The following is a 24,772-nucleotide window of genomic DNA, read 5'->3' as shown; positions in this document are numbered from 1 at the left end:
TCTATTCAATCCCAGCTTTGAGCGCGAATTGCCATCCTGCCTCGACCAGTCCGGGCACACGCTCGGCCATGCCCTTGGCATGTTTGCTCGATGCGGTGCCGTCGATGACACGCTTTTTGATGCCCTGCAGAATCGCCGCCATGCGGAAGAGGTTATAGGCGAAATACCAGTCCATATCGGGAATGTCGGTGATCCCTGATTGCTGACTGTAGCGTGCAATGGTCTGCTCGATGTCGGGGATGCCGAGTTCCTTCAGGTCCAGCCCGGCAATGCCGTTGCGACCCTCAGGCGGCGTGATCCAGCTCATCAGATAATAGGAGAGATCGGCAATCGGATCGCCGAGAGTCGACAGCTCCCAATCGAGCAGCGCGATGACGTGGTTTTCGCTTTTGTGAAAGATCATATTGTCGATGCGATAATCGCCGTGGACGATGGAGTAGCCGCGCTGTTCGGGGACGGTCTCGGCGAGCCAGGCCATCATCCGATCCATCTTCTCGATAGTCTCGGTTTCCGAGAGCTTATACTGCTTGGTCCAGCGCGAAATCTGGCGTTCGCAATAATTGCCCGGCTTGCCATGATCGCCGAGACCGATGGCTTCGGGATCAAAGCGATGCAGATGCGCCAGCGTATCGGTCATCGCTGCATAGATTTCGCCACGATCCTTGGGCTGATAGTCGGGCAGGGTTCCGTTCCACAGGCTGCGGCCATCGGCCATGCCCATGATGAAGAACATTGATCCGATAACGTCATCATCCTCGCACAGTCCATAGGGTTTCGGCACCGGAAAGCCTTGCGGATGCAGCGCAGCCATGGCGCGATATTCGCGGTCAACCGCATGGGCGGAAGGCAGCAATTTGCCAAAGGGTTTGCGGCGCAGCACATAGGATTGGTGCTCGGTATCAACGCGATAGGTCGGGTTGGACTGGCCACCCTTGAACTTGCGCAATGTGAGTGGCCCGGCAAAGCCCTCGACATTGGCGTCCATCCACTCGGTCAACCGCGCTTCATCAAGCCGGTCGGCTTCGGGCACATCCATCGTCCCGGTCATGGTCTGTTGGGCATCCTGACTCATAACAGTTCTTTCTTCATGGGGGTGGTTATCGGGTGGTTTAGGAGAAGGTGATAAGCGTGCGCAAGCCATCTCCGGCGCGCAGCTTGTCCAGTCCTGTATTGATCTGGTCCAGCGGCAGGCGTTCACCGACAAGCTGGTCCAGTTTCAGCCGGTCCTGCAGATAGAAATTAACAAGGCGCGGCACCGTGACCGGGAAGGGTGCAGACCCCATAAGCGAGCCTTTGAGCGTGCGCCCCTGCAGGAAGCTGGGGCCGGGCAGGGTGACCGGGTCATTGGGGCTGACCATGCCGAGAACAGTGGTGATGCCCCCGCGTCGGGTGATCTCCCATGCGAGCGCCACGGTCTGTGACCGACCAACGGCTTCCACCACCGCATGGCAACCGCCATGGCTTGCTGTGATGACGGCTTCGACAAGACTTTCATCGGCGGAATCAAAGCTGTGGGTCGCGCCGAGACTTTCAGCAAGCGCGCGTTTTTCCGGTACCGGGTCGATGGCAATGATCTGGCCAGCGCCAGCAATACTCGCAGCATTGATCGCGGCAAGACCAATACCGCCACAACCGATAACCGCGATGCTCTGACCGGGCTCAATATTGCAATCGGTGAAGACCGCGCCCGATCCGGTGACCACGGCGCACCCCATTAACGCCGCAATATCCAGCGGCATGTCCGGGTTTATCGCAACACAGCTATTCTCATGCGCCAATAACTGTTCGGCATAGGCGGAGAGATTGAGAAAATGCGGCAGCGGGGTGTTGTCCGCCTTGTGCAGGCAAGGCTCTTCATCCTCATCGCGCTTCAGCGTTGGTTCCTGACACAGGGTGATATGGCCGGTGAGGCAGGATTCGCAATGGCCGCAATAGGCGGTGAGGACGGTGATGACATGATCACCCGGCTTGAGCCGCGTTACCTGATCACCCACCGCCTCGACCACGCCCGATGCCTCATGTCCCGGGACAAAGGGCATGGGAAAGGGAAAAGCGCCATCAATGAATTTCAGGTCCGAATGGCACATGCCGACCGCATGGGTGCGGATCAGAACCTCATGCCCGCGCGGTTTGTCGATGGTGATATCGGCAATTTCCAGCGGCTGGGCCGGAGCGGTGCACAAGGCTGCTTTCATTGGGCTTCTCCCTTCTCATAGCCCCTCCTCTTCAGAGGAGGGGTTGGGGTGGTGGAGTCGCAAAGTGCAGTCCGTGCCGCTGCACCACCCCGCTGCGACTAGAGCTCGCTATGCTCGCTAAGTCTCACTGCCCCTCCTCTGAAGAGGAGGGGAGTGTAGCTCACCGCGCCACGCCCATATCGCCTGAAGAGACCTGCGTCGCTTCGGTGTCGCGGTCACGATATTTGCCCATTTCCAGACGGGCGATGGTGCGGGCATGGACTTCGTCCGGGCCGTCGGCGAGGCGCAGCGTGCGCTGACCGGAATAGGCCGACGCCAGACCAAAGTCCTCCGACACGCCGCCGCCGCCATGCGCCTGGATCGCATCGTCGATAATCTGCAGCGCCATGGTTGGTGCCTGTACCTTGATCATCGCGATCTCGGCCTTGGCGGACTTGTTGCCGACCTTGTCCATCATGTCCGCCGCTTTCAGGCAAAGCAGGCGAGTCATCTCGATATCAATCCGTGCCTTGGCGATACGCTGCTCCCAGATGCTGTGTTCCGAGATCCGCTTGCCAAAGGCGACGCGTGTGGTCAGGCGTTTGATCATCTTCTCAAGCGCTTCCTCGGCGGTACCGATGGTGCGCATGCAGTGATGGATACGGCCGGGGCCAAGGCGACCTTGCGCGATCTCGAAACCGCGGCCTTCGCCGAGCAGCATATTCGATGCCGGGATGCGGACATTCTCAAGCTCAATTTCCATATGGCCATGCGGTGCATCATCATAACCGAAGACCGGCAGGTGGCGCAGGATTTTGACACCCGGCGCGTCAAGCGGCATCAGCACCATTGATTGCTGCTTGTGGCGGCTTTCCTCAAAATTGGTTTTGCCCATGACGATGGCGACTTTGCAGCGTGGATCGCCCGCGCCCGATGACCACCATTTGCGGCCATTGATGACATATTCATCGCCCTCGCGCTTGATCGAGGTTTCGATATTGGTCGCATCGGATGAAGCGACCTGCGGCTCGGTCATCAGAAAGGCCGAGCGGATTTCGCCTTCCATCAGCGGCTTGAGCCATTGGTCCTTTTGCTCGCGGGTGCCATAGCGGTGGAACACTTCCATATTGCCGGTGTCAGGCGCGGAGCAGTTGAACACTTCGGATGACCAAGCGATGCGGCCCATTTCTTCGGCGCACAGCGCATATTCCAGGTTGGTGAGGCCCGGCCCGTCAAATTCAAAGCTGTCATCGACATGGGTTAGATTGGGGTTGGAAGGCGGCATAAACAGGTTCCAGATGCCCTGTGCCTTGGCGCGCTCTTTTTCTTCCTCAATCGTTTTCAGCACCTTCCAGCGGTCGCCAGTCGCCTGCTCATTCTTGTAATCACCCTCGCGCGGGCGAACATGTTTCTCGATAAAATCGCGCACACGATCGCGCCAATATTGCTGCCGTTCTGTAAGATCAAAATCCATGACTGTCTCCGAAATTGAGGGTGTAAAGGGTTATGGCGCTTTGGCCGGTGAAGAGTCGAGAGCGGAATTGCTATCATTGTCCAACGCGGCCAGCGGTGGCCGGGGTTCGATGATCTCTGCATGATCATCCCGCCCCAGCGGGAACTTCCAGAAGCTGATCATCGCGCCGAGTGAGAGCAGGGCGGAGAGGCTGGCATAGGTAATCGCCAGATTGTCGAGAAGGTCCGGAGCGACTGAGCCGGGTTGCGCATCCTCGGGAAAGCCAACCAGCCCGAGCAGTTGCCCGGCGAAGAAAATACCAAGCCCGGTCACCGCTTTCTGAACAAAGAAATAGCCTGCATAGAACAGGCCTTCGGTTTGCTTGCCATTGTGGCGGCGGGCATGATCGGTGACATCGGCCACCATGGAAACGGTGAGCGTCATGGTCGAGATAAAGCCGACAATGCCAATGCCGATAAAGGTAAACAGAAATGGCAGCACCATGGGGGAGCCATTTTCGGGCGCGAGATCAAGATAGCGTAGCCAATAGGGCGCGGTTCCGAAAATGCCGGATATCAGCGCCATAACCGCAGCAGCGCGTGGCTTGCTGGCACGCTTGGCCACAGGCGCGATGACGATAAAGGCGATAATGGCGCTGGTGAACAGAACGCCGGAGTAGATGACCAGCTCTGTTTGACCAAACTCCCAGATATATTCAAACAGATAGTTGGTGAGGGCGAAGGTCAGACCCTGACCCGCATAACCAAACAGCGCGGCGATCATCAGGATCAGGAAGGGCGTATAGCCAAGCGTCGAGAGTATCTCTTTAAGGCTCTCCGCTGTCGCCGCTTCATTCTTTGGCGGTCTGGCATAATCGCGATGGGTGCCGATGCCTGAAATCATCACCGCAACGAACATGATGATCGCGCCGATAAAGGCATAACGCGGATAGCCGGCTGGATTAAGCGTTCCGTCGGGATACTCCGCCGAGGGCACAAGGATGACGCCATAGGCCATTGCCAGCATGAACAAGCCGCCAGCCCATCCCAGCAGCGCACGATAGCGCACCACCATAGTGCGCTCGTCATAATCGCTGGTCATTTCCGGCATCAAGGATATCGAGGGCACTTCATAGGCCGATAGTGAGGCGCGGACCATGACGCCGGCTGCCAGCAAATAGCCAAGCGTAGCACCCGTACCCATTTCTGGCGGATTCCAGATCAGCAACCAGGCCAGAGCGATCGGCACGGCAGAGCCGTAAATCCAGGGATGGCGACGCCCCCATTTGGTGCGGGTCCGGTCGGACAGATTGCCGACAAGCGGATCGATAAAGGCGTCGATCAACAAAGCGAGCCCGATAACCAGGCCAACAAGATTGGCGGGCAAGCCGACAACCTGATTATAGAAAATCAGCAGGAAAACAGAAAAGCCATTGTCCTTGATTCCGAAAGCAATTGCGCCCGTACCAAAGGCAAGTTTGGTTTTGAGCGGCACTTTCTCGGAGAAGGGGGCGGCGGTCATTCAGCACACCAACCAATCGCGCGGATAGCAGCGCGCCAGCGATCAGGCTTTCTCGCCTTCTCTGGACCCATATTTCTCTCTCCTGCGCCCGGTCTTGTCGCCGAGTCTGTGTGTTGCTTCCGCATCGCCACCATATGCGACCTATGCGGCGCGTCAACCGGCGGCTTTGCGCCGTTACGGCAAGCTGGATGCGGATTGAAACACTTGCCGCGCTGCATTTGCTGGATTACGGTCCGCCGCATCATTTGCGCGGAAAAGCGACGCAGAATCGTCTTGCCGCCCCCATCTGGTCCCATTTGTTTCGTATAGGAGATATGCCCCCATGTCCGAGAGCTCTTCCGATCTCGATCAATTCCGCAGCGAATTGCGCGGCTGGCTCGAAGCCAATTGCCCCGAAGAAATGCGTCAGCCCGTCAAGAGCGAGGACGATATCTATTGGGGTGGCCGCAATGCGACCTTCGCCAGCGACGCGCAAAAGGCGTGGTTCGAAGCATGCGTTGCCAAGGGCTATACCGTTCCCGATTGGCCCAAGGATTATGGCGGCGCCGGCCTGAGCCCAGCGCAGCACAAGATTTTCAAGCAGGAAATGGCCCGCATAAAGGCGCGTGCGCCGCTGCAGAGCTTCGGCATCTGGATGCTCGGCCCGGCGCTGCTGCACTTTGGCACTGAAGAGCAGAAAGTGCATTATCTCAACCAGATTGCCCGCGGTGAAATCCGCTGGTGTCAGGGCTATTCGGAGCCGGGTTCGGGTTCCGACCTTGTCAGCCTGCAGACCTTTGGCGAGGACAAGGGCGATCACTGGATCGTCAACGGCCAGAAAATCTGGACCAGCTATGCCGATAAGTGCGACTGGATCTTCTGTCTGGTGCGCACCGACAAGGAAGACAAATATCGCGGTATTTCCTTCCTGCTGTTCGACATGGAAACGCCGGGTGTTTCGACCAAGCCGATCAAGCTGATCTCAGGCAATTCACCGTTCTGTGAGACGTTTTTCGACAATGTTGTCGTTCCCAAGGACCAAATTGTCGGCGAGCTTAATCGCGGTTGGGATGTGGCCAAATATCTGCTGGGCCATGAGCGTGAAATGATCTCGGGCGGTGGCCTCGGCGATGGCGCGCCGTCGCTGGGTGCGAGAATGACCAAGGTCATTGGCACCGACGATGCTGGCAATCTGGATGATCCGATGCTGCGCGCTCAATTGGCGCAATTTGATGTCGATGCACTGGCATTCAAAGCAATGGCCGAGAAATTTGTCGATGAAATGAAGGCTAGGAAAGGCCATCCCGCCAAACCCAATATGATGAAATATGCGGGCACCGAGCTTAACAAACAACGCCATGAACTGGTCATGGCTGCGGGCGGTTCGGATGCGCTGGAATGGGAAAGCGAAACCTCCGGTCATGGCGCCAAGCCACGCACATGGTTGCGCACCAAGGCCAACAGCATTGAGGGCGGCACCAGCGAGGTGATGCTCAATGTTATCTCCAAGCGGATTCTCGATCTGCCGGGGGCGTAGCCTGTAGCCCTCTCCCTTTACGGGAGAGGGAAGAGCCGCGAAGCGGCGAAGGGAGAGGGGCTGAAAGACTCCACCCAGCCTTGCCCCCCTCTCTGCTGCGACTAAGTTCGTCCCTCGACAAGCTCGGAACTCACTAAGTCTCGCTTCTCTCCCGCAAGGGGAGAGAGCTTATAGCGACAAGGAAACACCAAAATGCCCATGTATTTGAACGAAGATCAGGCGATGCTGCAGGACAGTGCGCGTGAATTTATCGCTACCGAAGCCCCCGTCTCGCATATGCGTGCGCTGCGTGATGAGAAGTGCAAGGATGGCTTCCGCCATGCGCTGTGGAAGCAGTTTGCCGAAATGGGGTTCACCGGGATCCTCATCCCGGAAGAGGATGATGGGCTTGGTCTTGGCCATGTCGAAGCCGGTATCGTGCTCGAAGAGATTGGCCGCAATCTGACGCCTTCGCCGTTTCTGACGACTTCGGTCGCGGGAGTCTCGGCGTTGAATGCGGGCGGCAAGGCGCTGCGTGAGAAATACTTCCCCGGCATTTTGAGCGGTGACACGGTGTTGGGCATCGCGATTGAAGAGCGTGCCAAGCATCGCCCCGACCAGATCGCCATGGCAGCCGAACGCTCGGGCAATGGTTTCAAGCTCAATGGCAAAAAAAGCTTTGTCATCCATGGCGCGTCTGCCGATGCGTTGATCGTCGCGGCACGTACCAGCGGTTCCGCAGGTGACAGCGAAGGCCTGACCCTGTTCATGGTCGACAAGGATGCGGCTGGCCTGAGCGCTGAAGCGGCGCGGCTGGTCGATAGCTCGATGGCTGCTGCGGTCACCTTCGACAATGTCGAGGTTGATGCCGATGCGGTGATTGGCGAGGTTGATCAGGGGCAGGATGTGCTCGATGCGCTGCTCCATGCCAGCCGCGCCGGTTCAGCCGCAGAGCTGGTCGGCGTCGGTTCGGGCGCGATGGATATGACCGTCGACTATCTCAAGCAGCGCAAGCAGTTCGGCAAGCTGATCGGTGAGTTTCAGGCACTGCAACATCGCGCTTCGCATCTCTATTCGGAGATGGAAATTGCCCGTGCCGCAGTGATGAAGGCGCAGCAATTGCTCGATCAGGGCAATGAGGGCGCGGACGTCATGGTCTCGGTCGCCAAGGCCAAAGCCGGACGCACCACCGGTCTGGCCGTGCGCGAAGGCGTGCAGATGCATGGCGGCATCGGCATGACCGATGAATATGATATCGGCTTCTATATGAAGCGCGATCGGGCGTTGAACGAATTTATGGGTGATGCCAATTATCACGCCAACCGCGTCGCGCAGATGCATGGCTATTGATTAACTTAGCAATAAAATAACTCGTCATCCTGAACTTGTTTCAGGATCTCAGGCCATAATGCGCCACTGTTGGAGATGCTGAAACACGTTCAGCATGACGAAATAGGATGAGGGATAATTATGGACCTGCAAAAACTATTCTCGCTTGAAGGCAAAGTCGCCATCGTCACCGGCGGTTCGCGCGGTATCGGCAAGATGATCGCTGAGGGCTATCTCGCCGCCGGAGCCAAAGTCTATATCACTGCGCGCAAGGCAGAAGTCTGCAACGCCACCGCTGAGGAACTAGGCGAAAACTGCATCTCGCTGCCGGGTGATCTGAGCACGATTGAAGGCGCAAAAACCTTCGCCGCGCAATTTGCCGAGCATGAAAGCAAGGTCGACATTCTCGTCAACAATGCCGGTGCCGCATGGGGCGCGGAGTTTGAGGAATTCCCCGAGATTGGCTGGGACAAGGTGATGGACCTCAATGTCAAATCGCCATTCTTCCTGACTCAGGCTTTGCATGAGCAGCTCAAGGCCGCCGCTTCGGTGGAAGAACCGGCCAAGGTGATCAATATCTCCTCGATTGACGGCATTCGCATTAACCCCTGGGAGACATACAGCTATCAGGCGTCGAAAGCGGCGCTGATCCAGTTGACCAAGCGCATGGCGGTGCGTCTGCTCAAAGACAATATCATCGTCAGCGGCATTGCGCCGGGGGCTTTCCCATCGGAAATGAACAAGGCCGCTCGTGATGCCGAAGCAGTGGTTGCCAAATTCATCCCGCTGAAACGCGTCGGCACCGCCGAGGATATGGCGGCAGGTGCGATCTATCTGGCCAGCCGGGCAGGGGATTATGTGGTCGGCACCACCATTCCGATTGATGGCGGTATTGTTAACGCCTCGGCGCCAGGTGGCGGCACGGACCCTGAAGGGAATTGACGAACGCGGCCCGATGGTCGCACCCGTTTTCCCGAATATGGGCGGTTTTGGCGTGGCGATCCGCGCGGTTTGATGGCATAATCTTCCGGTCATTAAAGCAGGAGGAGCAGCGTTATGCGTCGTGCACATCTTTTTGGATCAACGCTCTTGGCAATCGCGGCGCTTTCGACCGCGATTGCCCCGGTTTCGGTCACGGCGCAGCCGGTGATGGCGGCCACCGCCTATCAGGGCTTTTCGATTACCGATATTTTGGGTGATGCCAGCGACAGCGCGCTCGACAAGCTGGCCCAGCCTGACGCCTTTTACAATGACAAGGATGTGCGCATCGGACTGCCCGGACCGCTCAAAAAAGCGAGCGGCATGTTGCGCTTTCTCGGCAATGCCGGGATAGCCAATGATCTGACCCGCAGTCTGAATGATGCGGCTGGCAGGGCAGCAGAAGAGGCCAAGCCGGTGTTTCGCGCCGCCATTGACGAGCTTACCCTGACCGATGGCATTGGCATTGTCACCGGCGGTGACAGGGCAGGCACCGACTATCTGCGCCGCACCTCTGGCGAAGTCTTGCGCGAAAAGGTCCGCCCGCTGGTGGCATCTGCGTTGGGCGATGTCGGCGCGTTTGATCAGCTGAACAAGCTGCAGGAGGTGCAGCAAATCGCGTCTCTCGCCGGTGCCGATATCAGTAATGATGGCCTGACTGACAGCGTCACCGATCAGGCGATGGATGGCATTTTCAACTATATTGGCCGCGAAGAAGCAAAGTTCCGCGACAATCCGCTGGAGAAGGGCAAGGGTCTGCTGGACGGGATTTTCGGCAAATAGATCGGCTACTGCATAGAGTGAATCGGCTCGGAGCTGCGCCGTTCGTGTCGAGCCCAGTCGAGACACTGCTCTCCACTTGCACCGGCCTCTCGACTTCGCTCGAGGCGAACGGAAAGCTGGGTCAACTGACGCTAAAAAGATGCCTAGCTGGCGCTGTCGTCCGCCACCATCAGGTCGCGAACAAAATCAATCAGGCCGGTCTGGCGCGCGCGGCGCATGCGTTCGGCGTGTAATATCTCGCGCACCTTGGCGAAGCAGCCGTCCACATCATCATTGATGACGACATAATCATAGCCGTCCCAATGGCTGATTTCGCTTTGCGCTTCGGCCATGCGCTTGGCGATCACCTCTTCGCTATCGGTGCCGCGTTTGCGCAGCCGGTCATGCAACTGGCCAATGGAAGGGGGCAGGATAAATACCCGGACAACATCACCTTCGGCGCGTTGGTAGAGCTGTTGCGTCCCTTGCCAGTCAATATCGAAAAGGAAGTCAGTACCTTCTCTAAGGCCCTGTTTTACAGTTGCTTTGGGCGTACCATAGCGATAACCGAAGACATGCGCCCATTCGAGCAGCTCGTCCTGCTTGACCATCTCTTCAAAGCGTTCTTCACCGATAAAGAAATAGTCTTTGCCATCCACCTCGCCGGGGCGTGGCGGGCGGGTGGTGACCGAGACCGAGAGTTGCAGCGAGGCATCGGCCTCGAGCAGCATCCGCGCGATAGTCGATTTCCCCGCTCCGGAAGGTGAGGACAGGATGAAAAGCAAGCCGCGACGGTGCAGCGTATCCTGATCGACGGTCATGGCATTATCGGCTGGTTCGGTCATCGCGGCTCTGTGGCCGCAAAAGGGGCATGCCGTCAAGCGTCGCCGGTGGCGCTATCCGCATCTGTTGCATCGGGCAGCGCCTTTACCGTGCCATCCGCGGCGTCTTCTGCTTTCTTTTTCTTGCGATAGTCATAGAGCGATTTGGCGGCGATCCCAGCACCGATGACCATCGCGCCTGGCAGTGAACGTTTGGCAATCCGGGTCGCGGCAAAGCCCAATATGGTATAGCCAATGCCGGGTTTTTTCAGATGCTTGGCCGCCTCGCTGGTGACAAAGCCGGTAACGACCGTCTGCACCGCCGGGTCTTTCAGCACATTGCCGATAAATTCCTTGCCGCTGGTGATGGCGCTTTTCTTTTCCGGCTTCACCGTGGACGCATCGTTGGACGGCGCGTCTGCTGCCGCTTTTTCGGCTGTCGGCTCGTCTTGTGTTTCTGTCATGCCTTGTCCATCCCCTCGGGATTGGCAAATCTGCCTGTTCTAAAGGCTATTTCTTCTTGCCGAAATCGACGGTGACGACATTGGAGCCATCCTCGCGATCCTGTGCATCATCCTCTTCGGGATGATCATTCTCCGCCTCTTCATGCGGTTCCGGCTCGCCCGATGCGTCATCATCGACCTGAAATTGCAGGCCAAAATCCACCGCCGGATCGACAAAAGCGGTCACCGCCGCATAGGGAATGGTGAGGCTGGCGGGTATCTGGTTAAAGCTGAGACCGACGGAAAACAGCTCGTCATCAATATGCAGATCCCAGAATTTATTCTGCAGCACGATGGTCATTTCCTCGGGGAAACGCTCGGTCAAATGCTTGGGAATATCCACGCCCGGTGCCTTGGTGCGGAACGTGATGTAGAAATGATGTTCGCCCGGAAGGCCCTCATCCTCAATCGTCCGCAACACCCGGCCAATCACCGCGCGCAGGGCATCCTGCACGATTTCATCATAGGGAATCAGGCTGTCGGGCGCGTCGTCACTCATGCCCCTTTGGTGGCCTTTTGGTCGGGTGTGGTCAAGATGGTTACGGAAGCAAATAGTGCTAAAGCGGAGGGAAACCATTGGTCGACCTGCAATTAATGGCGCATATCCTCTTGTTCCTGCCGCTTTCAGGACTATAGCAGGGGCCATGAGAAAAGCGTCGATCGTCCGTACCACCAAGGAAACCGATATTGCCGTCCACCTCAATCTGGATGGCACCGGGGTGTATGATATCTCCACCGGGATCGGTTTTCTCGACCATATGGTGGAGCAGTTTTCACGCCACTCGCTGATTGACCTTGAGGTCAAAATCAACGGCGATCTGCATGTCGACCAGCATCACACCACCGAGGATTGTGCGCTCTCGATCGGCCAGGCGATCAGCGAGGCTTTGGGCGACAAGGCGGGCATTGTCCGCTATGGCAGTGCCTACTCGCCAATGGACGAGACGCTGAGCCGGGTGGCGGTGGACATTAGTGGCAGGCCATATTTTATCTGGAACGCAGCCTTTTCACAGCCGCGCCTGGGCGAAATGGACACGGAATTGTTTGAACATTGGTTCCATTCAGTGTCGCAAACCGCCGGATTGACGCTGCATATCGATTTGCTGCGTGGCCAGAATAACCATCATATTATCGAGAGCATCTTCAAGGGTTTCGCCCGCGCGATGCGGTTGGCGGTCGAACGCGATCCGCGCAAGGGTGATGCCATCCCCTCGACAAAGGGCACGTTAAGTGGCTGAAACCATTGCGCTGATTGATTATGGCGCGGGCAATCTTCATTCGGTGCACAATGCGGTGCGCGCGGTTGGTGCAGATGTCGCCGTGACCGCCGACCCGGACCTTGTCGCTAGAGCTGACCGGATCATATTGCCCGGAGTAGGAGCCTTTGCCGCCTGCGCCAATGCCCTGCGCGCGATTGATGGTATGGTCGATGCATTGGAACAGCGGGTGCTGAATGACGCGGTTCCGTTTCTCGGCATCTGTGTCGGAATGCAGCTTTTGGCGACGCGGGGGATTGAATTTGGCAGCCATGATGGGCTGGACTGGATCGGCGGTGAAGTCCGCGCGATAGAACCCAGCGATGCGGTCAAAGTGCCACATATGGGCTGGAATGATGTGATCCCGACTGAGGGCAATGCCGGGTTGCTCACACAGGGCGAGGCCTATTTTCTGCACGGCTACCATTTTGTTGCGGATGATCCGGCGCATGTCGCGGCGCATAGCGATCATGGCGGTCCACTGGAGGCGGCGGTACATCGAGACAATATTATCGGGGTGCAGTTTCACCCGGAAAAGAGCCAGAAATATGGGCTCAATTTTCTCAAAGGGTTTTTGCAATGGAAGCCGTGATCAACACATCTCCGCTCCTCTTCAGAGGAGGGGCAGTGCGACTTAGTGAGCGAAGCGAGCTTAGTCGCAGCGGGGTGGTGTTGCCGCACGCGATGAGTTCGCTGACGCGAGCTCGGCTTTGCCTCGCCACCACCCCAACCCCTCCTCTGAAGAGGAGGGGCTTATGATCGTCTTCCCTGCAATAGACCTCAAAAACGGCGAAGTTGTCCGTCTTGCAGAAGGCGATATGGACCGCGCCACCGTCTATGGCGACAACCCCGCAGCACAGGCGATGCAATTTGCTGAGGCTGGGGCGCAGCATCTGCATGTCGTCGATCTGGACGGCGCCTTTGCCGGCGAAGCGGTCAATGCCGAGGCGGTGAAAGCCATTCTCGCCGAGTTTCCCGGCTATGTGCAACTCGGCGGAGGCATCCGTGATCGCAAAGCCGTTGATGGCTGGTTTGATCTCGGCGTCGCTCGGGTGGTGATTGGTACCGCATCATTGAAAGATCCGGATTTTGTCCGCGACATGGCGCGCGAATATGAAAATGGTATTGTCGTCGCGGTCGATGCGCGCGACGGCTTTGTCGCGACCGAGGGCTGGGCCGATGTCTCCGATGTCCCGGTCGCCGATATGGCGCGGCGGTTCGAGGATGCCGGTGTCGCTTCGCTGTTGTTCACCGATGTCGGGCGCGATGGTCTGCTGAAAGGCTGCAATGTTCAGGCGACGGTCGAGCTAGCACGTCAGTCCTCAATTCCTGTTATCGCTAGCGGCGGGGTGAAGGGGCTCGACGATATCCATTTGCTCAGCCTGCACGCTGAGGATGGCATTGAAGGCGTTATTACCGGCCGCGCGCTCTATGACGGGCGGCTGGACCTCGCCACCGCTGTGAAGATGGCAAACCGGTGATGGAAGCTATCAATCCGTTCGTGTCGAGCGAAGTCGAGACACTTTTGCAAGTGGCCACGGCCTCTCGACTGCGCTCAAGGCGAACGGGAGTGGGAGGGTACGCATGACCGTCCGAACTCGCGTTATTCCCTGTCTCGATGTCGCCAATGGCCGCGTCGTCAAAGGTGTGAACTTTGTCGACTTGCAGGATGCCGGTGATCCGGTAGAGCAGGCACAGGCCTATGATGCGGCGGGCGCGGATGAGCTGTGCTTTCTCGATATCACCGCCAGCCATGAGAACCGCGATACCATTCTCGATGTCGTGCGCCGCACTGCGGAAGTGTGCTTTATGCCGCTGACCGTGGGCGGTGGGGTGCGCGGGGTGGAGGATGCGCGGGCGCTGTTGCTGGCGGGCGCGGACAAGGTGGCGATCAACAGCGCGGCCGTGGCACGGCCCGAGGTCATCGCCGAGATCGCCGAGCGTTTCGGCAGCCAGTGCGTTGTCGCCTCGATTGATGCGCGCGCGCGGGGCAACGACGAGGGGTGGGAAATCTACACCCATGGCGGACGCCGCGCAACGGGTGTGGATGCGATGGAGCATGCACGGCGTGTGGTCGAACTGGGTGCGGGCGAATTGCTCGTTACCTCGATGAACCGCGATGGTACACGAGATGGCTTTGATCTGCACCTGACGCGCACCATTGTCGATCAGGTGACGGTTCCGGTTGTCGCCAGTGGCGGTGTCGGCAACCTACAGCATCTGGTTGAGGGCGTGACCAAGGGCGGTGCCAGCGCCGTGCTTGCGGCATCGATCTTCCACTTTGGCGAATATAGTATCGCCGAGGCCCATGAAGCGCTGAGAGCAGCCGGTTTGGCGGCACGTCGATAAACGCCTGCAAGGGGAAATGGCATGTCACAAATCGGGATAGGATTTGGGGAAGCGGACGTATCGCCGAAGATGCTCATGGCCCTGCACAAGGAAACCGGCATCGGTCTGATCGATCTGAAACGCGCAGCAAAACAGCCCGGTAAAACCCTATTCTATACGTGTATGCTGTATATGAATGACCATGTGGAGCGCTCTCGCCAGATCAACGCAATACTTGAGATCTTTGAAGACAATTCGAAAGAACCCTTTCTTTTCGAGATTTTGTACGATGAGAAATGGTCAGACTTTAATTTGGATGAAAAGCAAAACTACATAACGCCGGACCAGCTACGCAACATTGCTGATGCTGAAGGATATATGTGATAGTTCGGTCACAAGACACTTGGAGTTCGACATGCCCCCTATGCTGGAGCAATTGGAAAATCTTATTCGGGAACGGCAAGAGGCAGGTGATCCTGACGCGTCCTATGTTGCGCGCTTGCTGCACAACGGACGCGAAAAGGTTGCGCAAAAAGTAGGTGAGGAGGCGGTGGAAACCGTGATCGCCGCGATGCAGGATGACCAGCAGGCGATCATTGCCGAAAGTGCCGATCTTCTGTTTCATCTGCTGATCTTGTTGGTGGAAACCGGAGTGAGCCTGGCTGATATTGAACAGGAACTCGCCCGCCGCGAAGGCGTTTCCGGCCTCACCGAAAAAGCATCCAGAAAGGACTGATTGCCATGCCTATCGACGCGACCCAGCCTTATGATGATGACAATATCTTCGCCAAAATTCTGCGCGGGGAAATCCCCAACAAGACGGTCTATGAAGATGATTTCGCGCTCGCCTTTCATGACATCAACCCACAGGCGCCGACACATGTGCTGGTAATCCCCAAGGGTCGTTATGTGAGCTGGGATGATTTCTCGGCCAAGGCGGAAGCCGAAGAGATTGCCGGATTTGTACGCGCCGTCGGCCATGTTGCGCGTACCATGGGACTGGTTGAGCCGGGCTATCGCCTGCTCGCCAATATTGGCGGCCATGGCCATCAGGAAGTGCCGCATCTGCACGTGCATCTCTTCGGCGGTCGGCCATTGGGGCCGATGCTGATGTCGGTGTAGTCGCCATCTGGAGAGCATCATGCGGTTATTGTTGCGCGGTATATGTCTGATTTTACTTAGTATTGCTTTTTCAGCGACGGCATTTGCGCAACAGCAAGAGACAGATCGCCTTGCTCCTTTCTGCACTAAAATCATGGGTGATATTTGGAGTGCAACTTCTCCCGAAGACCGCGAATTTGACGGCAATGTCATCGATGGCAGCGAAATTGCTTCCGTCGACGAATTGGTCACGATGCTGGAAGCGATTGCTGCGCCTGCCACCATCATCACAGGCGGCGATTTTTCCAGTTGGGATTTCCGCGAAGCAAAACTGCGCCGAGTGTGCTTTTACAAAACCAAACTGACAGGCAGCAATTGGCAGGAGGTAGAGGCGAGGCAGATCGGCTTTATCGAGGCTGATCTGGGTGGCGCCAATATGGTGGGTGCTGAGATGCCGGGGGTGTTGTTTCGCAATACCGGCCTTGTCGATACCAATTCCACCGGCGCAGATTTCCGCCATGGCCAGTTTGACGGCGGCTGGTTCAAGGCCAAGATTGATGGTTGGAGGCTGGACAATGCCAAGCTGATCGGTTTTCGTTTTGCGTGTAGTATCACGCTCGAAGATGGTTGCCCGGTCTATACTGGTGAACCCGGCATCTCGCTGGCAAGGGCTAATCTCACCGATGCTGATCTGTCGACCTACGGCCATTATCAGACAGTTAAGGATGCTCTGATCAACAATACGCGCCTGTCGGTCTCACAATTTCCCGAATTTGCCGAGGCTTCTCTGATCGGTGTGGTGCGGACTAGATCCTTTTCGGATGACATACTATTCTCGCCAGAAGAGATGCGCGCCATTGCCGCCGCATCTCACACTGTGACCGAAGCCGATGCGCCTTCCTTTGACTGCAGCAAAGCGAGCACCAATGTGGAAAACCAGATTTGCGGTGAGTATCAATCTGAATTGCGCCGCAAGGATCGTGATATGGCGCGTCTTTACAAACGTGCGCGGGACGCCCGGAAGGTCTCTAGATCGAGCCAGCGAAAATGGCTGCGTGCGCGCAATGACTGCAACTTTATCGAGTTTTTATCAGATTGCCTGAACGAGTCTTATGACAAACGTATCGGCCAGTTGCTCGGCGCGCTGGGTGAGCAGGACTGGCTGGAACGCGGCGAAAAGCGACTATTTGTGGATGAAGATCTACCACTACCGGATACGGTGCAGGAGGCGCCCTATTACCCCAGGCTGCAACGCGCCTTAGCCTATGAATCGGGTGCGCACCTGTTGCTGTCGCGCGATGCGGAAGGGCGCTATTCAATCAGAGGCGATGCGGTGCGCGCCAATGGCCATATGTGCAGTGTCGGTGCCTCCGGGACCATACTCGATGCGGCGACTGGCTGGTATAGTGTCACTTTGGAGGATGGTAGTAAGCAGCCGATATTTCGCTATGACAATGGCGCAATTCATATCATCGGTGATGGCAAGCCAAGCTATAAGCGTTGGCCTGAAGCCGTCAATTTTGTCGGCTGCGGTGCGCGCGGCTCATTTGGCGCGCTGGTGCCGGTAACGCTGCCCGAAAATGAGAGGCAGCATATCAGAAATGCTATCGCCAATCCGCCGAATTAGAAAAAGCACTATCCCCGTTCGTGTCGAGCGAAGTCGAGACACTTTGCGCTGAGGTCTCTCGACTACGCTGGAGACGAACGGATGGGTGGGGATGAATACGCTTCAATAAGGCACATTCGGACAGGTCTGCGGACGCTGGAACAGCTTGCCCTTTTCGCACCATAGCACCAGCGCCAGCGCCGCTATCCCTGCGAGCAGAAAGCCTATAGCCATCGGCATGGCGGTGCCATCGAAAAACTGGCCGATAGACCCGCCGATAATAGCGCCCAACACGGTGCGCACAAAAGTCTGGAACGAGGAGGCTGCCCCGGCCACCTCGCCAAAAGGCTCCATCGCAAGGGCGCTGAAATTGGAGCCGGTAAAGCCGAGCATCGCCATATTGACCGTCGCCAGACCCAGAAACAGCACCATGCTTTCCGGCGCATAATACGCGGCGGCGATCTGGCTCAAAGACAGCGCAATAAAGGCGAATAACGCGCTGTGCGATACCCTCCGTGCGCCAATGCGTTCGACCACCCGGCTGTTGACGAAATTGGCCAGTGCCAGCCCACCCGCAACCGCGGCAAAGGCATAGGGAAAGATATCCGCTGCATCGAAGACATCGGCAAAAATCTGTTGCGAGCTGTTGAGGAAGCCGAACAAGCCGCCAAAGATCAGACCTGCGCCCAATACATAGCCCATGGCCATGCGGTTGAAGAACACCATGCGCCAGGTGTTGGCGAGTACAGTCGGCTTGATTGGTTTGACATTGCACGGCTCCAGCGTCTCGGGCAGCCGCGCCCAAACCCAGGCGATCACCGCAAAACCGGCAATGGCAAAAACGCCGAAAATCCAGCGCCAGCCAGCGATGGTTAGGATCGCCTGACCAATAGTCGGCGCGACCACCGGCACCGCCATGAAGACGATAAAGATCATCGACATAAGCTTGGCCATGGTGTCGCCCGAATAGCGGTCGCGGATCACCGATGTTACCAATACGCCAATCGCGGCCGCACCAAAGCCCTGCAAAAAGCGGAACGTCAGCAGCGCGGTAAAGCTCTCGGCCAGTGCGCAGAGCAGCGAGAACAGGATATAGACGCCGATACCGGTGAACAGCACCGGGCGGCGGCCATAACGGTCGGCCAGCGGGCCATAGAGCAGTGAGCCAATGCCCATCGCGCCGATATAGACCGAGATGACATATTGCCGGTCATTCGCCGTCGCCACGTCGAGCGCTGCGCCAATCGCCGGAAAGGCGGGCAGCATTGCGTCGATCGCCAGCGCATTCAACGCCATCATCGCCGCCATCATCGCGACAAATTCGCGCTGGCCGGGGAAGCGGCGCTTCACCCGAGGCGATGCCTGGTCAAAAGTGGAGCTGGGTTGGTCCATTTCTGCCCTATGGGGTGGCTTGGGAATAATTGCCAATGGTTTCTCCTCTGACTATTTTGCGGTTCATGGATGAGATGAAGGCCACCAGTGACGATCCGGCAGCCGCGCCGCTGCGCAAGATCATCCATGTCGATATGGACGCCTTTTTCGCCAGTGTAGAGCAGCGCGATCATCCGGAACTGCGCGGCAAGCCCGTGGCTGTGGGCGGATCAGCGCGGCGCGGCGTGGTGGCCGCGGCAAGCTATGAGGCGCGCAAATTCGGGGTGAAATCGGCCATGCCCTCGGTCACGGCGGCGCGGCGGTGCCCTGATCTGATCTTCGTCAAACATCGCTTTGATGTCTATCGAGAAGTGTCGCAGCAGATCCGTGCGATCTTTCACCAGCATACCGATCTGGTCGAACCGCTATCGCTGGATGAGGCCTATCTCGATGTTACCGAGGACAAGCAGGGGATCGGGTCAGCAACGCTAATTGCCGAGTCTATTCGCGCCAGCATAAGAGAGGAAACGCAACTCACCGCCAGTGCCGGTGTGTCATACAACAAATTTATCGCTAAAATCGCCAGCGATCAGAACAAGCCCGATGGCCTGTGCGTCATCCGCCCCGAACAGGGCCCGGACTTTGTCGCCAGCCTGCCGGTGCGACGCTTTCACGGCGTCGGCCCGCGTACAGCGGAGAAGATGGCGAGGCTGGGGATAGAAACCGGCGCCGATCTGCGCGCCCGCCCCCGCGAATGGATGCAGGAGCATTTCGGCAAATTCGCAAACTATCTCTACGGTGCCGCCCGCGGCATCGACCATCGCCCGGTCCAACCCAATCGCATCCGCAAATCCATCGGCGGCGAGCGTACCTATGGCGAGGATATCATCGCCGATGACGCAATGCGTGAAGCGCTCAACCATATTGTCGATATTGTCTGGGAGCGGATCGAAAAGAACGAGGCGCGCGGCCGCACGGTGACGCTCAAGGTCAAATATGCCGATTTCCACCAGATAACCCGCGCCCACTCGCTCGACCGCTGGGTCGAAGGCAAGGCGGAATTTGCGGAGATTGGCCATGTGCTTTTGGAAGCATTGCTACCGGTGGAGCAGGGGGTGCGGTTGTTGGGGCTGACGCTGAGTGCGTTGGATTTGGGTGGGGATGAGGAAGCGGATGATGATGTACCGGTGAAGCCGGAGCAGCAGAGCTTCGGCTTTTTGTGAACCGTAAATCCTCCCCGAGCTTGCTCGGGGAGGGGGACCGTCGAAGACGGTGGAGGGGGCGAAGCCGGAGGCGAGCTTTACGATGGTCGCGACCAATTCTATCGGTGGCAAGCCCTCACCAAGCCAAGTATTTCTCGCGAAGGCCGCGAAGATTATCAAGAGCGCGAAGGGGATTGCGCCAGTGTTTCCCCTCCACCTTCAGGGGAGGGGTAGCGAGACTTAGCGCCGTAGCTTTAGCGAAGGCGGTTAGTCGCAGCGGGGTGGGGGATATCCGCTTGCACTACGCAGGTTGAGCGCTCAAACGTGAAATCTCGCCCCTGATAACGCATGTGGTGGCAAAACAGGCCAAAACTGAATGACCAGCGCAGATTTAGACCAACCCTTGCCCGAGAGAAGTGCCTTCACATTCTTCGCGCTGGTCTTTCTGCTCTCAATACCATTCTGGTGGATAGGCTGGCAGGCCGATGCCCAAATCCTACCCGGATTACCCGTCAGCGCTACCATGGTGGTGGTTCCGTTCCTGACGGCATCGCTGCTGGTCTTGCGAGCCGAAGGACGAGCAACATTGGGATCATTTCTCGCCAGCGTGGCAGACATTCGCGGGATGAAGCTATGGGTCTGGATATTGGCGATCGGCACAATGCCCTTTGTGATGCTGGTTTCTGCAGCGATCCAGGCAGCAACCGGTGACACACTGCCTGCGCCGCAATGGGACCTGGTTCAGATAGTATTGCTGTTCGGCCTCTTTTTCGTGTCTGCTCTGGCAGAGGAATATGGCTGGACCCAATTTGCCACCGCTCCGCTTGCCCGGAGATACGGGATAGTCGGCGCGGGTGTATGTGTCGGGCTCATCGCCGCAATCTGGCACCTGCCGCCGCTGTTACAGGCGGACCGCAATGTGGAATGGATCCTCTGGTGGGCGCTTGGCACCATAGCACGGCGGATCATCATTATCTGGCTGTATATGCGCAGCGGTCAGGCGCTTATGTCTGCCGTGCTGTTCCACACCATGAGTAATCTGAGCTGGATGCTGATTCCGGTTATGGGATCGCATTATGATCCTATGGTGACCGGGATGGTTGTATTGGGGCTGTCTGCTTGTGTAGTTCTTACAGAGAAGACCCACCCAGTCACTCCTCTCCCGCAAGCGGGCGGGGAATAATCTCACGCGGAGCCGCGGAGGCGCGAAGAGGTTTCGCCAAGCAACGCCCTCTTGAAAACCTTCGCGGCCTTCGCGTGAAACCCTAACCCGTTCAACCTTGACGAATCAGAACAAATGTTCTTATTTTGTTCCAACCATGCAGCCTCAACCCATACCCCAACCCACTACCGACGGGTCCCGCGATGATGCGCGCCTATTGGCCCCGCTCCCTGAAGGTGACACGGGTGAGGGGCTGGCCTTTGCTGATAGCGCTGCTGGGCTGCGCTATATCTTCATCGATTTTAACGCCTATTTCGCCAGTGTGGAGCAGCATGATGCGCCTGAGCTGATCGGTCGCCCGGTGATCGTCATCCCGCTGGATTCCGAGCATAGCGGCGCGATTGCGGCGAGTTATGAGGCCAAGGCGCTGGGTATCAAGCGCGGCACCACGATGCGCGAGGCGCGGGCGATCTGCGGTGATGTCGCGGTGCTACCGGCGCGGCATGACCGTTATGTTGTGATGCATCACGAGCTGTTGGAAGAGATTGAGCGGCATGTGCCGATCCAGCGCGTTTGCTCGATTGACGAGTGCGTCTGTCGCCTCAACCCTGAAGAAGCCGAACCGGAAGCGGCAAGGGCTCTGGCGCGGCGGATCAAGGCGGGGCTGGCGGCGCGCTTTGGTCCGGCGATGCGTTGTTCCATCGGGCTGGCGTCGAGCACCTTATTGGCCAAACTGGCGAGCGATCTGGAAAAGCCCGATGGCCTGACGGTGATAATGCCCAAAAGCCTGCCTGCTCGGCTCCGCGATTTGCCGCTCGAGGCGATTCCCGGTGTCGGCAGGGGCGTCTCGCAGCGGCTGATTCGGGCTGGTATTACCGATTTTACCAGCCTGTGGAATCTGGCGCCGAAACAGGCGCGGGCAATCTGGGGTTCGGTCACCGGCGAGCGGTTTATCTATGGGCTGAAAGGCCATGATGTCCCCGATGGCGCGGCGCCGAAAAAGGCGATGATCGGCCATAGCCGGGTTCTTTCCGGTGCGCATCGGCGGCCGGAAGGCGCGCGGATTGTCGCCCGCGCGCTGCTGCTCAAGGCGGCGAGCCGGTTGCGGCATTACGGGATGTACGCCTCGGGCCTGCACCTGTCGCTGCGCTTTTATCCCGAGGGGCGGTTGAGTCAGGAAGTGCGCTTTCGCGGCAGCCAGAATAGCTGGCGTTTTCTGGACAAGCTCGACGAAATGTGGTGGCCGATGATGGATTGGCTCGCCGATCCGCGCAACTATCGCGATGGCCGTCGGCGTTCGATCAAGCTCGCTGCGGTGCATCTGTTCGCGCTGAAAAACGGCCCGCCCGAGCGCGATCTGTTTGTCAGCGCCGACAGCGATCATCGCGATGCGCTGCAGGCCGGGCTGTGGCGGCGGATTGATGAGGCCAACCGCAAATATGGCATGGAAACGCTGATACTGGCCTCGCAAAAAGGCATGGACCTCAATTATCTCGGCGTGAAGATCGCGTTCAGCCGGGTGCCTGATAAAGCGGAGTTCTCCGACCGCAGTCTGGAAGACCAGCGCCGCCTCACCGGTATGGCGCATCATCAGCGGTTGCGGCAAAATGCCAGCCGTTCGCTCTATTGAGGAGAGGCTAATGGAATTGGTGACCGGTGCGGATGGCAAGATGCGGTGCTTTGGCGGCCAGCCGGGCAAGGAATTTTATAACCGTTATCATGATGAGGAATGGGGCGTGCCGGTGCATGATGACCGGCATCTGTTCGAGATGCTGATCCTGGAAGGCGCGCAGGCGGGGCTGAGCTGGGAAACGGTGCTGCGCAAACGTGAGGGCTATCGCGCCGCGTTCCATGGCTTTGATGTCGAAAAGGTCGCGGCGATGAGTGATCAAGAGCTTGAGGCGCTGCGCGAGGATGAAAGCATTATCCGCAACAGGCTGAAAATCTATTCTGCACGCAAAAATGCCCGAGCCTTTATCGCGATGCAGCAGGAATTTGGCAGTTTTTCAGACTGGCTCTGGGGTCATGTTGATGGTCAGCCGATTATCAATCGCCCGCAAAACTGGGCCGATGTGCCGGTTTCAACGCCCTTGTCCGATAGCATCTCCAAAGCCCTGAAAAAGCGCGGCATGAGCTTTGTCGGCACGACGATTATCTATGCCTATCTGCAAGCGGTGGGCGTGGTGAATGACCATGTGAAAGGGTGCCATTGCTATCCGGGTGATAGTTAGAGCGTTTAAGGTACTATATTTGCTTGAAAGCACTCCGTTCGTGTCGAGCCTAGTCGAGACACGGCTATCCAACGCCACCGGCCTCTCGACTTCGCTCGAGGCGAACGGTTAGGGTTGTTCGCCTATAGCTGAATGGACCTTAGAGGCAGGCGCTACCAGCGCCCATCAATCTCCGCCTCACCCAACATTTCGGCAACCCGGCGGCGCGAGGCCGTGGAAGCATTGGCGGGCAGGTCAGTGACCGGGAAGAATGTCGCCTCGACAATCTCACGGCCATCAATCTGCGGCTGATCGTGGGTGGTCGCGGTAAACACGCTGACATGGTTGCGCGCGCCCTTGCTGGTGTCGAGATACTTGCCAAGCAGTGCGAGTTCCTCGGCGCGGCAGCCAACCTCCTCGCGCAACTCCCGTCGCGCCGCGTCCAGCGCCGTCTCGCCACGCTTTATCCCGCCACCGGGGAGCATATAGAGATCACTGCGGCCGTAGCTGTGCCGGATCAACAGCACCTCACTCTGGCGGTTGCGCACCAATAGCTTCGCCCCGTAAACCTTGGGCCGAACCACGCGCCAATATACCCCGCGCACAGTCTGGGCGAGCCGATAGAGGAGGTGGATGGGGTGCATGGCGCAAAGCTAGGCGGATCAGCGCCGAGATAACAGAGCTTTGTTTGCACGACCATAAATGCTATACATATATAGCAAAGGAGAAATCCATGTTGGCAATACGGCTGGATGAATCATTGGAAAAGCGGTTGGCGGCGCTGGCGGAGAAGACCGGGCGCACCAAGACCTTTTATGCGCGCGCGGCGATTGAGGCGCATCTGGAGGAGATGGAGGACTATTTCCTCGCCGAGGAACGCATGGCCGATTTTCGCCGCGATGATGCGGTGTCGCTGAAAGATATGAAGGCCGATCTTGGCCTCTGACACGCCCAAATGGGCGATAGAATTCACGCCCCAAGCGGCGAAGGAGCTGAAAAAGCTGGGCAAACCCGCCGCCGCGCGGATTATCCGGGTGCTGGAAGAGCGGATAGCAACGCTGGATGACCCGCGCGACCTGGGCAAACCCTTGGCAGGCGAATGGTCAGGCTATTGGCGCTGGCGCATGGGTGATTATCGCGTGATAGCCCGGATTGAGGATGATCGGGTGGTAATCTTGGTCGTGCGCGTGGCGCATCGGATTGGGGTTTATTGAGTTAGAGTAACCTCATCGATACCGATTATCTTGCCAATTTCCATCGTCATCATAGTTCCAAGATTCCTCAAAACCGAAAGCATTCCAAAATCGGTCAAAAATTGGACGAAGTGTGCGACCAGCGTCCTCATCTAGTCCTATTTGTATACTTGGCAAACGGAGCAGGTTAGCACGGCATGCAGGATGCTTTGTGTAATGCTTTTCACGGAAAAACCGCCATCCGTGCGTATCAATCATGGAAACAAAAATATGGAGAGGTGCAGGTACGCCTAACTTCATTAGTTGA

At 57.7% G+C, this 24,772-nt stretch carries 27 protein-coding genes; 18 read left to right on the top strand and 9 right to left on the bottom strand.

Features of this window, described 5'->3' with window-relative positions; translation table 11 throughout:
• Position 1 precedes the first annotated feature (1 nt).
• From RB602_RS11420 to RB602_RS11405, 4 genes are all read right to left on the bottom strand, one after another.
• On the bottom strand, positions 2–1,072 hold the full coding sequence (locus tag RB602_RS11420) for a phosphotransferase family protein (protein WP_317080706.1): 1,071 nt from the start codon (positions 1,070–1,072) through the stop codon (positions 2–4).
• Between the two features lie 37 nt (positions 1,073–1,109).
• Entirely contained in the window at positions 1,110–2,195 is a 1,086-nt protein-coding gene (locus RB602_RS11415) for a Zn-dependent alcohol dehydrogenase (protein WP_317080705.1), read from the bottom strand.
• 160 nt (positions 2,196–2,355) lie between these two features.
• Positions 2,356–3,648, bottom strand: a complete 1,293-nt coding sequence (locus RB602_RS11410) for an acyl-CoA dehydrogenase family protein (protein WP_317080704.1) — start codon at positions 3,646–3,648, stop codon at positions 2,356–2,358.
• 30 nt (positions 3,649–3,678) lie between these two features.
• Entirely contained in the window at positions 3,679–5,148 is a 1,470-nt protein-coding gene (locus RB602_RS11405) for an MFS transporter (protein ID WP_317080703.1), read from the bottom strand.
• 322 nt (positions 5,149–5,470) lie between these two features.
• Between RB602_RS11405 and RB602_RS11400 the strand changes: the two genes are divergently transcribed.
• The 4 genes from RB602_RS11400 to RB602_RS11385 all read left to right on the top strand — a co-directional run bounded on the left by RB602_RS11400 (position 5,471) and on the right by RB602_RS11385 (position 9,733).
• Entirely contained in the window at positions 5,471–6,664 is a 1,194-nt protein-coding gene (locus tag RB602_RS11400; protein WP_317080702.1) for an acyl-CoA dehydrogenase family protein, read from the top strand.
• A gap of 192 nt (positions 6,665–6,856) precedes the next feature.
• Positions 6,857–7,993: an acyl-CoA dehydrogenase family protein gene (locus RB602_RS11395; protein WP_317080701.1), complete on the top strand. Its 1,137-nt coding sequence runs from the start codon at positions 6,857–6,859 to the stop codon at positions 7,991–7,993.
• 120 nt (positions 7,994–8,113) lie between these two features.
• Positions 8,114–8,914 (top strand): SDR family NAD(P)-dependent oxidoreductase, encoded by an 801-nt coding sequence (locus RB602_RS11390; protein WP_317080700.1) that lies wholly within the window; start codon positions 8,114–8,116, stop codon positions 8,912–8,914.
• 114 nt (positions 8,915–9,028) lie between these two features.
• Entirely contained in the window at positions 9,029–9,733 is a 705-nt protein-coding gene (locus RB602_RS11385) for a DUF4197 domain-containing protein (protein ID WP_317080699.1), read from the top strand.
• A gap of 143 nt (positions 9,734–9,876) precedes the next feature.
• Here the strand turns inward: RB602_RS11385 and gmk are convergent, their stop codons facing one another.
• Genes gmk through RB602_RS11370 form a run of 3 tightly spaced genes read right to left on the bottom strand, consistent with a single transcriptional unit; the run spans position 9,877 to position 11,535 of the window.
• Entirely contained in the window at positions 9,877–10,557 is a 681-nt protein-coding gene (gene gmk, locus RB602_RS11380; RefSeq protein ID WP_317080698.1) for a guanylate kinase, read from the bottom strand.
• 32 nt (positions 10,558–10,589) lie between these two features.
• Positions 10,590–10,997, bottom strand: coding sequence for a hypothetical protein (locus RB602_RS11375; protein WP_317080697.1), 408 nt, complete (start codon positions 10,995–10,997; stop codon positions 10,590–10,592).
• Positions 10,998–11,043: 46 nt separating this feature from the next.
• A complete protein-coding gene (locus RB602_RS11370) occupies positions 11,044–11,535 on the bottom strand; it encodes an SspB family protein (protein WP_317080696.1) in 492 nt (163 codons plus the stop codon).
• 145 nt (positions 11,536–11,680) lie between these two features.
• On the opposite strand from RB602_RS11370, the gene hisB reads away from it, so the two are divergent.
• The 8 genes from hisB (at position 11,681) to RB602_RS11330 (ending at position 17,348) form a co-directional block, all read left to right on the top strand.
• Complete coding sequence (hisB, locus tag RB602_RS11365; protein WP_317080695.1) at positions 11,681–12,274, top strand: imidazoleglycerol-phosphate dehydratase HisB; 594 nt, start codon at positions 11,681–11,683, stop codon at positions 12,272–12,274.
• Positions 12,267–12,884, top strand: a complete 618-nt coding sequence (hisH, locus tag RB602_RS11360; protein WP_317080694.1) for an imidazole glycerol phosphate synthase subunit HisH — start codon at positions 12,267–12,269, stop codon at positions 12,882–12,884. The genes hisB and hisH overlap by 8 nt, the downstream gene beginning before the upstream one ends.
• Before the next feature lie 163 nt (positions 12,885–13,047).
• On the top strand, positions 13,048–13,773 hold the full coding sequence (gene hisA / locus RB602_RS11355) for a 1-(5-phosphoribosyl)-5-[(5-phosphoribosylamino)methylideneamino]imidazole-4-carboxamide isomerase (protein ID WP_317080693.1): 726 nt from the start codon (positions 13,048–13,050) through the stop codon (positions 13,771–13,773).
• 103 nt (positions 13,774–13,876) lie between these two features.
• Entirely contained in the window at positions 13,877–14,641 is a 765-nt protein-coding gene (hisF, locus tag RB602_RS11350; protein WP_317080692.1) for an imidazole glycerol phosphate synthase subunit HisF, read from the top strand.
• A 21-nt stretch (positions 14,642–14,662) separates the two neighbouring features.
• Positions 14,663–15,004, top strand: a complete 342-nt coding sequence (locus tag RB602_RS11345; RefSeq protein WP_317080691.1) for a hypothetical protein — start codon at positions 14,663–14,665, stop codon at positions 15,002–15,004.
• Positions 15,005–15,035: 31 nt separating this feature from the next.
• A complete protein-coding gene (locus RB602_RS11340; RefSeq protein ID WP_317080690.1) occupies positions 15,036–15,356 on the top strand; it encodes a phosphoribosyl-ATP diphosphatase in 321 nt (106 codons plus the stop codon).
• Between the two features lie 5 nt (positions 15,357–15,361).
• Entirely contained in the window at positions 15,362–15,742 is a 381-nt protein-coding gene (locus RB602_RS11335; protein ID WP_317080689.1) for a histidine triad nucleotide-binding protein, read from the top strand.
• A gap of 133 nt (positions 15,743–15,875) precedes the next feature.
• Positions 15,876–17,348, top strand: a complete 1,473-nt coding sequence (locus tag RB602_RS11330; protein WP_317080688.1) for a pentapeptide repeat-containing protein — start codon at positions 15,876–15,878, stop codon at positions 17,346–17,348.
• A 102-nt stretch (positions 17,349–17,450) separates the two neighbouring features.
• Here the strand turns inward: RB602_RS11330 and RB602_RS11325 are convergent, their stop codons facing one another.
• Positions 17,451–18,719, bottom strand: a complete 1,269-nt coding sequence (locus tag RB602_RS11325) for a multidrug effflux MFS transporter (protein WP_317080687.1) — start codon at positions 18,717–18,719, stop codon at positions 17,451–17,453.
• A gap of 65 nt (positions 18,720–18,784) precedes the next feature.
• Here RB602_RS11325 and dinB point away from each other — a divergent pair, with 65 nt between their 5' ends.
• From dinB to RB602_RS11305, 4 genes are all read left to right on the top strand, one after another.
• Positions 18,785–19,921, top strand: a complete 1,137-nt coding sequence (dinB, locus tag RB602_RS11320) for a DNA polymerase IV (protein WP_317080686.1) — start codon at positions 18,785–18,787, stop codon at positions 19,919–19,921.
• Positions 19,922–20,276: 355 nt separating this feature from the next.
• Positions 20,277–21,083 (top strand): CPBP family glutamic-type intramembrane protease, encoded by an 807-nt coding sequence (locus RB602_RS11315; RefSeq protein ID WP_317080685.1) that lies wholly within the window; start codon positions 20,277–20,279, stop codon positions 21,081–21,083.
• Between the two features lie 196 nt (positions 21,084–21,279).
• Entirely contained in the window at positions 21,280–22,692 is a 1,413-nt protein-coding gene (locus RB602_RS11310; protein WP_317080683.1) for a Y-family DNA polymerase, read from the top strand.
• A gap of 10 nt (positions 22,693–22,702) precedes the next feature.
• Positions 22,703–23,293, top strand: coding sequence for a DNA-3-methyladenine glycosylase I (locus RB602_RS11305; RefSeq protein WP_317080682.1), 591 nt, complete (start codon positions 22,703–22,705; stop codon positions 23,291–23,293).
• 152 nt (positions 23,294–23,445) lie between these two features.
• Here the strand turns inward: RB602_RS11305 and RB602_RS11300 are convergent, their stop codons facing one another.
• Positions 23,446–23,916: an NUDIX domain-containing protein gene (locus RB602_RS11300; protein ID WP_317080681.1), complete on the bottom strand. Its 471-nt coding sequence runs from the start codon at positions 23,914–23,916 to the stop codon at positions 23,446–23,448.
• Between the two features lie 89 nt (positions 23,917–24,005).
• Here RB602_RS11300 and relB point away from each other — a divergent pair, with 89 nt between their 5' ends.
• Positions 24,006–24,218 carry a type II toxin-antitoxin system RelB family antitoxin gene (gene relB, locus RB602_RS11295; RefSeq protein WP_317080680.1) on the top strand — a complete coding sequence of 71 codons (213 nt, stop codon included), beginning with the start codon at positions 24,006–24,008 and terminating at the stop codon, positions 24,216–24,218.
• Positions 24,208–24,486: a type II toxin-antitoxin system RelE family toxin gene (locus tag RB602_RS11290; protein ID WP_317080679.1), complete on the top strand. Its 279-nt coding sequence runs from the start codon at positions 24,208–24,210 to the stop codon at positions 24,484–24,486. Before relB ends, RB602_RS11290 begins: the two co-directional genes overlap by 11 nt.
• Positions 24,487–24,772 lie beyond the last annotated feature (286 nt).

The sequence above is a fragment of the Parasphingorhabdus sp. SCSIO 66989 genome, from assembly GCF_032852305.1.
Lineage (GTDB): Bacteria > Pseudomonadota > Alphaproteobacteria > Sphingomonadales > Sphingomonadaceae > Alterisphingorhabdus > Alterisphingorhabdus coralli.
The sequence above is the reverse complement of the archived record's forward strand: the minus strand, read 5'-3'. Positions and strand labels throughout refer to the sequence as shown.

Excerpts from the sequence above, each read along its gene's own strand:
- RB602_RS11385 (WP_317080699.1), top strand. The coding sequence starts at position 9,029 with ATGCGTCGTGCACATCTTTTTGGATCAACGCTCTTGGCAATCGCGGCG.
- dinB (WP_317080686.1), top strand. The coding sequence starts at position 18,785 with ATGGATGAGATGAAGGCCACCAGTGACGATCCGGCAGCCGCGCCGCTG.
- RB602_RS11345 (WP_317080691.1), top strand. The coding sequence starts at position 14,663 with ATGTCACAAATCGGGATAGGATTTGGGGAAGCGGACGTATCGCCGAAG.
- RB602_RS11410 (WP_317080704.1), bottom strand. The coding sequence starts at position 3,648 with ATGGATTTTGATCTTACAGAACGGCAGCAATATTGGCGCGATCGTGTG.
- RB602_RS11395 (WP_317080701.1), top strand. The coding sequence starts at position 6,857 with ATGCCCATGTATTTGAACGAAGATCAGGCGATGCTGCAGGACAGTGCG.
- RB602_RS11405 (WP_317080703.1), bottom strand. The coding sequence starts at position 5,148 with ATGACCGCCGCCCCCTTCTCCGAGAAAGTGCCGCTCAAAACCAAACTT.
- RB602_RS11390 (WP_317080700.1), top strand. The coding sequence starts at position 8,114 with ATGGACCTGCAAAAACTATTCTCGCTTGAAGGCAAAGTCGCCATCGTC.
- RB602_RS11325 (WP_317080687.1), bottom strand. The coding sequence starts at position 18,719 with ATGGACCAACCCAGCTCCACTTTTGACCAGGCATCGCCTCGGGTGAAG.
- RB602_RS11420 (WP_317080706.1), bottom strand. The coding sequence starts at position 1,072 with ATGAGTCAGGATGCCCAACAGACCATGACCGGGACGATGGATGTGCCC.
- RB602_RS11370 (WP_317080696.1), bottom strand. The coding sequence starts at position 11,535 with ATGAGTGACGACGCGCCCGACAGCCTGATTCCCTATGATGAAATCGTG.
- hisA (WP_317080693.1), top strand. The coding sequence starts at position 13,048 with ATGATCGTCTTCCCTGCAATAGACCTCAAAAACGGCGAAGTTGTCCGT.
- RB602_RS11415 (WP_317080705.1), bottom strand. The coding sequence starts at position 2,195 with ATGAAAGCAGCCTTGTGCACCGCTCCGGCCCAGCCGCTGGAAATTGCC.
- RB602_RS11340 (WP_317080690.1), top strand. The coding sequence starts at position 15,036 with ATGCCCCCTATGCTGGAGCAATTGGAAAATCTTATTCGGGAACGGCAA.
- RB602_RS11330 (WP_317080688.1), top strand. The coding sequence starts at position 15,876 with ATGGGTGATATTTGGAGTGCAACTTCTCCCGAAGACCGCGAATTTGAC.
- RB602_RS11305 (WP_317080682.1), top strand. The coding sequence starts at position 22,703 with ATGGAATTGGTGACCGGTGCGGATGGCAAGATGCGGTGCTTTGGCGGC.
- gmk (WP_317080698.1), bottom strand. The coding sequence starts at position 10,557 with ATGACCGAACCAGCCGATAATGCCATGACCGTCGATCAGGATACGCTG.
- RB602_RS11315 (WP_317080685.1), top strand. The coding sequence starts at position 20,277 with ATGACCAGCGCAGATTTAGACCAACCCTTGCCCGAGAGAAGTGCCTTC.
- RB602_RS11300 (WP_317080681.1), bottom strand. The coding sequence starts at position 23,916 with ATGCACCCCATCCACCTCCTCTATCGGCTCGCCCAGACTGTGCGCGGG.
- RB602_RS11375 (WP_317080697.1), bottom strand. The coding sequence starts at position 10,997 with ATGACAGAAACACAAGACGAGCCGACAGCCGAAAAAGCGGCAGCAGAC.
- relB (WP_317080680.1), top strand. The coding sequence starts at position 24,006 with ATGTTGGCAATACGGCTGGATGAATCATTGGAAAAGCGGTTGGCGGCG.
- RB602_RS11335 (WP_317080689.1), top strand. The coding sequence starts at position 15,362 with ATGCCTATCGACGCGACCCAGCCTTATGATGATGACAATATCTTCGCC.
- hisB (WP_317080695.1), top strand. The coding sequence starts at position 11,681 with ATGAGAAAAGCGTCGATCGTCCGTACCACCAAGGAAACCGATATTGCC.
- RB602_RS11400 (WP_317080702.1), top strand. The coding sequence starts at position 5,471 with ATGTCCGAGAGCTCTTCCGATCTCGATCAATTCCGCAGCGAATTGCGC.
- hisF (WP_317080692.1), top strand. The coding sequence starts at position 13,877 with ATGACCGTCCGAACTCGCGTTATTCCCTGTCTCGATGTCGCCAATGGC.